This is a genomic window from Holdemanella sp., assembly GCF_056804935.1.
The window spans coordinates 1-6,917 of record NZ_DBMEXE010000072.1 but is presented as its reverse complement, the minus strand read 5'-3'; the positions used below and the strand labels follow the sequence as shown (position 1 = coordinate 6,917).

Here is a 6,917-nt window from a genome sequence, read left to right as displayed (position 1 = left end):
AATTTGTGACACTCATTTAGCAAGAACTGTCAGATATTTGTCCTTGACTTTTGAACCAGTTTAATTAGCCTTCCTATTGAATTGTACGAACGACTTCATTGACGCTTCGTACTTTTTTTAAGTTCGCAATTAAATTTTGTAGATGCGCTGCATTCTTTACTGCAACCGTTAGTTTTGTGGTTGCCTCTAAGTTTCCTTCATCCACAGCCGAATCTACATGTTTTAAATAGACATTGCACTGCTGCAAAGTTGTCACAATATCGCTCAATAAGTAGTTACGATCATCACTATGAACCACCAAATTGACTTCATATTGTTTTTCATCTAAGCCCTCTTCCCATTGAACAGGAATCAGACGTTTCTTTTCATTCAAGATATTTGGACAATCCGCCCTATGGACCTTCACACCTTGGCCTTTAGAAATATATCCAATAATTGGATCACCCGGAATAGGTCGACAACAATTTGCCAAAGATACCGCAATCGTATCAACGCCTGGAACAATAACACCACAATTTGAATGTTTCACTTGGTGAGCCGGCTGCTTATTGTAGATCTTCATAATTTCCTGATCTTCCAACATATTCGAGCGATTCTTCACCAAACGATCCACAATGGACTGCAATGATACACGCTTCATCGCAATACCTACATATAGATCATCCACACTCTTAAATGACAAAGATGTTAAAATCGACTCTAAACGTTTGGTTTCCATTAATTTTGAATCCAGCTTCAAACGTCTAAACTCATCTTCAAGCATCGATTGACCTAGCTTAATACTGTCCTTGCGTGACTGCTGCTCTTGTTTTTGTAAGAAAGTACGAATCTTATTTCGTGCATGCCCACTCTTAACAATTTTGATCCAGTCTGCACTTGGACCTACAGAGTTGTTGTTGGTTAAAATATCAACAACATCTCCCGTTTTTAATGGCGTGTTCAAAGGTACAATAGCCCCATTGACTTTAGCACCAACCGTTTTATTACCAACCTCCGTATGGATTCTGTACGCAAAATCGATTGGACAAGAACCTGTAGGTAACGCAATAACTTTACCTCTAGGGGTTAAACAATATACATTGGCTTCAAAAATATCTTTTTGAAGTACATTCATATATTCAAGTGGATCTTCACTCTCTTCATCGGTCATCATAGAGAAATCTCTAAACCAAGAAAGTTTATCCTCAATCTCTTTTTGTTCATACTCAGGCGCATAATTACGATTTTCTTTATACTTCCAGTGTGCCGCAACACCTCGTTCGGCAATCGCATCCATTTCTTCAGTACGAATCTGGATTTCAAAAATATTACCATGTTGTGGCTCTACAATCGTCGTATGCAAAGACTGATACATGTTGGCTTTTGGCATCGCAATATAATCTTTAAAACGACCAGGAATCGGTCTATATTTGGCATGGATATAACCTAATATTTCATAACAATGCACCACTGAATCTGTAATAATACGAATTGCTAATAAGTCTAAAATTTCTTCAAAACGCTTGTTTTTTGTAACCATCTTTTTATAGATGCTGTAGAAATGTTTAGAACGACCAAAAATACGATATTGAATATTATACTCTTGTAAAATCGATTCAATATCCGAAATCATTTCTTGAACTTGACCATTACGATCACTTTCACGTTGTTTTACCAAACCTTTAATTTCTTCGTACTTCTTATAATCCAGATATTTAAAAGACAAATCTTCCAACTCGTTTTTGATTTCACTGATACCTAAACGGTGTGCAATCGGTGCATATACACTTAATGTTTCACGCGCAATCTTCTTTTGTTTTTCCGGACGCATATACTGCAACGTACGCATGTTATGTAGACGGTCCGCTAATTTGATCAAGATGACACGAATATCTTTGGCCATCGCAATAAACAACTTACGATGATTACTTGCCAAATATTCTTCTTCATCTTTAAACTTGATGGCACCAATTTTCGTAACTGCATCCACCAAAGTTGCGATCTCTTCGCCAAACAATTCTATAATCGTATCTGTAGTTACGCCTTCACAATCTTCTACTGTATCATGTAAAAGACCAGCCGCAATCGTTTTAGGGCCACAATGCATTAACGCTAATGTATTCGCCACCTGAATTACGTGAATGACATAAGGCTCTCCACTTTTACGAAACTGCCCCTTATGGTGTTCATAGGCAAAATCATATGCCTTTTGTATCAACTCAATATTTTCTGGGCGTTTTATATATGTCTGTACATTCTCCATGCACTCTTCAAAAGTAACTTGCTTTTTCTGACTCATAATCACTGCGCCCCCTTTCCTAACCTAAATTCTTTATTCTCCTTCAAAATGTGTTAGTGCACACACTGGGATATCTTTAAACTTTTCTCTTCCTTTTAAATCATCCAATTCAATCACAAAAGCTACACCGACAACGCTTGCCTGCATACGCTCAACCATTTTAATAATGGCTTCTACAGTACCTCCTGTAGCTAATAAATCATCGATGATCACAACTTTTTGCCCAGGTAAAATGGCATCCGCATGGACACAAAGCTCATCTTGACCATATTCTAGATCGTACGTTTCATTCACTGTTTCTCTAGGAAGTTTTCCTGGCTTTCTAACGGGTACAAAACCAACATTATTCTCTAAAGCTACTGGCACACCAAATAAGAAACCACGAGCTTCTGGGCCAATCACAACATCGGCACCAATACTCTTCACAAAGTCGTTGAATTGATCTACACAATAACGCATCGCATTCGCGTTTTGTAGAATAGGTGTTACATCTCTAAAAACGATTCCTTCCTTAGGAAATCCTGGAATACTCTCAATATAATCTTTTAAATCCATACAAAACCTCTTTCTAATTGATTCCATTTTACTACGCATATACAATCTCATCAATCACAAAATTTACCTGTTTACGACCCTGATACTGATTGATTTGAACAGTTCCAATAAATGAATAAATCGCATTTACACTTTTTTTATACTCCGCTTCACTCTGGTTAAACCGCATACACTGCAAGCCAGATTCTAAAGTATACTTGCGATGTTTATGATTTTGAAAATCATATAAACTTTTAATTTTTGGCTGAACGATTTCAAAACTAGGAAACACAAAACCAGGACCAAACGGTCTAAGTATATCTAAAGATTGAATGGTTTTTAAACTTAATTCTTCATCATCTATGACTAATGTATTTTTCTTCTTTACACTATACGTATATTCCTTGATACGTGTATGAATAAATTTTTCAAACAAATCAAATTCATTTAGATTCAAAGAAAAACCAGCTGCATTTTCATGTCCGCCAAACGTCACAAAATGTGGATATTCACCTAAAAAATCCATACAGTTAAAGCCCTCTGGACTTCGCATACTTGCCTTATACCCCTGCTCATTTTTTGCCAAGACAATACAAGGCTTATTAAAGCTAGCACAAATCGATCCTGCAACTAAACCAATGATTCCCTCATGAAAGCTTGCATCTTCAATCATAAAGATATCTTCATTGCCTTTGCACTTCATCAAAGCTGTTTTTTGCATCTGATCCGATAATTGTTTACGAATCGTATTGATCTGTGTAATCTGCTGACCCAATGTAAAAATACTCTCATCGTCCTGTGCTAAAAAATAACGAACAACATTATTCGCATTCGCAAGATTACTTAATCTTCCAATCGCATTTAATTTTGGGACCACCTGAAAACCAATACTCGTTTCATTTAACTCACGGTCGGTAGCTAATGAAAATATATGTTTTTCATGCGTTTGATTCATCAAACGTAAAGCATTTTGAATTAAAGCACGCGTCTGCCCTTTCACAATCATCATATCTGAAATACTCGCAAGGCCTGCTAGTTGTAAAAGATAGTCATTGTCAACTTCTAATACACGCATACATTCATAGGCAACGCCAGCTCCACATAATGTTTCAAAACAAGATTCCATCAATGTTGGATGCACTACAATATCGCAATTCACCTCTTCATCCATTGTATGATGGTCCGTTACGATTACATCCATACCCCATTCTTTAGCCAACGCTAAAGCTTGCGTACTCTTAATTCCATTATCTACTGTGATAATCAAGGAATAACCTTTTTTGTGTGCGAGTGTAACTGTCGCCTCACTTAATCCATACCCCTCTTTGATACGGTCTGGAATATAGAAACCACACTCGAGACCTAGTTGTCTTAATCCTGAAACCATAATGGTTGTTGCGCTGATACCATCACAATCATAGTCACCGGCAACGATTACTTTTTCACAATTCGAAACAGCTTGTGCTATACGCTTTTTAAACCTTTCCATACATGCGGATTCAGAAATTGAATTTAAAGGCTGACTCGTTGTCCAATATTCCCATTTTGATGTATCGGGCTCTAAAAATTCTAATACTTTTTTTGTTAATTCTGTCATTTGTTCCATGCTAATTATTATACCATATATTAAAATGTTCACAGACTATTAATCTGTGAACAATTCTTTCTGATAAGGAATTTGAAGATGCTCATACGCTTTAGGCGTTACAATTCTTCCTCTTGGCGTACGATTGATAAAACCAATCTGTAATAAATAGGGCTCATATACATCTTCGAGTGTCATCGGCTCTTCTCCAATACTTGATGCGATGGCTTCAAGTCCGACGGGACCACCTTTAAATCTTTCAATAATACCCTTTAAGTATTTGTGATCAACCGCATCCAAACCTAAATGATCCACACGAAGTCGATCTAGAGCTGTTTTGGCAATTTCACTTGAAACCACACCCTCATTATAGACTTGTGCAAAATCACGCACACGTCTAAACAAACGGTTTGCGATACGTGGAGTACCACGTGAGCGTAAAGCTATTTCTGTGACAGCATTTTTATCAATTTCCGTATTCATAACACAACTTGTACGATAAACAATTTTTTCTAAGTCCGATAAATTATAGTACTCCAATTGGGAAATGATTCCAAAACGATCACGTAAAGGAGCGCTTAAATCTCCAGCACGAGTTGTAGCACCAACAAGTGTAAAAGGTGGTAAATTAATACGAATATTGTGTACCGTAGCCGAATCTTTACCTACCACAATATCTAGACAATAATCTTCCATAGCTGGATACAACACTTCTTCTACTTGTTTTGGCAAGCGATGGATCTCATCAATAAATAAGACATCTCCTGGTTCAAGCGTCGTAAGAATCGCAGCTAGATCTCCACTTTTTTCAATCGAAGGACCACTGGCTGTTTTAAGATTTCCATGCATCTCATTCGCAAGAATATAGGCCAATGTTGTTTTTCCAAGTCCAGGAGGGCCGTAGAATAAAACATGGTCCAAAGCTTCATTTCTAGATCTCGCCGCGTGAATAAACACATTTAGATTTTCTTTTAATTCCGATTGCCCAATATATTCATTTAAACTTTGCGGACGCAACGTCTTTTCAAAGTTATCGCACTCTTGTAAATTTCCATCTACTTCTCTAGGCATTTATCTTATACTCCATTTCTTTTTGCGAGTAAGATCAATGCTTGTCTTAGCATTTCATCTTCTCCTAATTCTGTATTTTCTAATTCCTTTTTAATTTTCGTTAATTGATTTGTCTTATATCCAAGTGATAAAAGCGCATCCTGAACTTGGCCCCACACTGGATTTGATGTAGCACCATCACTGGTTTCCAAAGATACAAACTTACCTTTTAGATCTAGAACAATTTGTCCTGCCGTTTTTGCACCAATACCAGGTAAAGACTTAAGTTTTTTGATATCATCATTTTCAATGGCTTCAATCATTTCTTTTCCCGAACATACCGACAACATAGTCTGTGCTGTTTTAGGACCAATGCCTTTCACATTGATCAAACGCATAAACACTTCATAGTCTTCTTCTTTTAAAAAGCCAAACAACAAGATCGCATCCTCACGTACATGTTGATACGTATAAAGAAACAATTCATCTCCCATTTTTTGACTTAAAGCATTTGCCAGATAGACTTCGTAGCCTACCCCATGCACATCCAACACAACACGATCACTTCGAATAATTCTTACAACGCCATTCACAAACGCAATCATATTACACCTCAACATCTAATTCTACAGGACAATGATCGGAACCATATACATCCGTCAAAATCTTGGCATCCACAATTTTATCTTTTAATTCCGGTGATACTAACCAATAATCAATTCTCCATCCCGCATTCTTTTCGCGAGCCTTAAAGCGATAACTCCACCAAGAATATTCTACTTTTTCAGGATACAAAGTACGATATGTATCTACAAAATGAGACAATAAATACTTCTTAAAGCTATCTCTTTCTTCATCTGTAAAACCTGCATTTTTATGATTTGTCTTTGGATTTTTAATATCGATCTCTTCATTAGCCACATTAAAATCGCCACAAGCCATAACTGGTTTATCCAATGATTTTAAATAGGCACTAAACGCTTTATCCCATTCCATACGATAATCTAAACGCTTTAGACCATCTCCTGAGTTTGGTGTATAAACAGTCACAACATAATATGCAGGATATTCAAGCGTAATCACTCTTCCTTCTGTATCATGTTCTTCCATATCCATTCCATAACGAACCGACACTGGTTCTTCTTTACAGAAAATCATTGTTCCACTATAGCCTTTTCTTTGTGCGCTATTTATATATTGATACGGATATAATTCACAATCCACTTCAATTTGATCGGGTTGTGCCTTCGTTTCTTGAATACAGAAAATATCTGCGTCCAAAGCATAAAGAATTTCCACAAAATCCTTCTTTAATACGGCACGAATCCCGTTTACGTTCCACGAAATACATTTCATAAAAAAACACCTCAGAAGCATTATACCACACCAAAAGAAAGTAGGCGGCAGAGTTTAAATTCTGCCGCCCCTTATCAAACCATACGTGCCCTATTAAGGCATACGGCTTACCAA

General features: G+C 36.9%; 6 protein-coding genes. All 6 read right to left on the bottom strand.

The features are described from left to right. Window positions 1-73: 73 nt before the first annotated feature. Genes ACZQCL_RS04790 through ACZQCL_RS04765 form a run of 6 tightly spaced genes read right to left on the bottom strand, consistent with a single transcriptional unit; the run spans window position 74 to window position 6,803 of the window. Window positions 74-2,278: a RelA/SpoT family protein gene (locus tag ACZQCL_RS04790; RefSeq protein ID WP_227992823.1), complete on the bottom strand. Its 2,205-nt coding sequence runs from the start codon at window positions 2,276-2,278 to the stop codon at window positions 74-76. 33 nt (window positions 2,279-2,311) lie between these two features. After that, entirely contained in the window at window positions 2,312-2,833 is a 522-nt protein-coding gene (locus ACZQCL_RS04785) for an adenine phosphoribosyltransferase (protein WP_227992826.1), read from the bottom strand. A 31-nt stretch (window positions 2,834-2,864) separates the two neighbouring features. Then, a complete protein-coding gene (locus ACZQCL_RS04780; RefSeq protein ID WP_482481973.1) occupies window positions 2,865-4,418 on the bottom strand; it encodes a single-stranded-DNA-specific exonuclease RecJ in 1,554 nt (517 codons plus the stop codon). A gap of 39 nt (window positions 4,419-4,457) precedes the next feature. Continuing rightward, window positions 4,458-5,468 carry a Holliday junction branch migration DNA helicase RuvB gene (gene ruvB / locus ACZQCL_RS04775; RefSeq protein ID WP_117926609.1) on the bottom strand — a complete coding sequence of 337 codons (1,011 nt, stop codon included), beginning with the start codon at window positions 5,466-5,468 and terminating at the stop codon, window positions 4,458-4,460. A gap of 5 nt (window positions 5,469-5,473) precedes the next feature. After that, window positions 5,474-6,067 (bottom strand): Holliday junction branch migration protein RuvA, encoded by a 594-nt coding sequence (gene ruvA, locus ACZQCL_RS04770; RefSeq protein ID WP_288522586.1) that lies wholly within the window; start codon window positions 6,065-6,067, stop codon window positions 5,474-5,476. Then, window positions 6,054-6,803, bottom strand: coding sequence for an exodeoxyribonuclease III (locus ACZQCL_RS04765; RefSeq protein WP_118114542.1), 750 nt, complete (start codon window positions 6,801-6,803; stop codon window positions 6,054-6,056). Before ACZQCL_RS04765 ends, ruvA begins: the two co-directional genes overlap by 14 nt. Between the last annotated feature and the right edge of the window lie 114 nt (window positions 6,804-6,917).